At 69.7% G+C, this 433-nt stretch carries 1 protein-coding gene; it reads left to right on the forward strand.

The window, feature by feature from the left end; translation table 11 throughout:
- On the forward strand, window positions 1–433 hold a 433-nt coding region (locus BJP32_RS16770; protein ID WP_198935314.1), incomplete at both ends, for a gamma-glutamyltransferase.

The following is a 433-nucleotide window of genomic DNA, read 5'->3' on the forward strand; positions in this document are numbered from 1 at the left end:
GGACCATGGCAAGCTGCCACTCGCAAAGCTGCTGGAGCCCGCCATCGCGCTCGCCCGAGACGGCTATGCTGTTTCGTCGCGCGTCGCGGCCGACTGGGCCGGGCAAGCCCCGCTGCTGGCGAAGGACCCGCACGCCGCCCGCGTCTTCCTGCCGGACGGACGGGCGCCCGTCGCCGGCGAGGTTCATCGTCAGCTCGAGCTGGCGGCGACGCTGCAGGCCATCGCCGAACGCGGGGCCTCCGCCTTCTACGAAGGCGAGATCGCGCAGGACATGGTCGATCGCCTGCGCGACCTCGGCGGGTTGCACACCCTCGAGGATTTCAAGGAAGCCAAGGGCGGCTATGTGACGCCGATCAAGACCAGCTTCCGCGGGCATGAGGTGCATGAGTGCCCGCCGGCCGGCCAGGGCGTGATCGCGCTGATGATCCTCAAC

The organism is Brevundimonas sp. ZS04 (assembly GCF_001956865.1).
Taxonomy (GTDB): domain Bacteria; phylum Pseudomonadota; class Alphaproteobacteria; order Caulobacterales; family Caulobacteraceae; genus Brevundimonas; species Brevundimonas diminuta.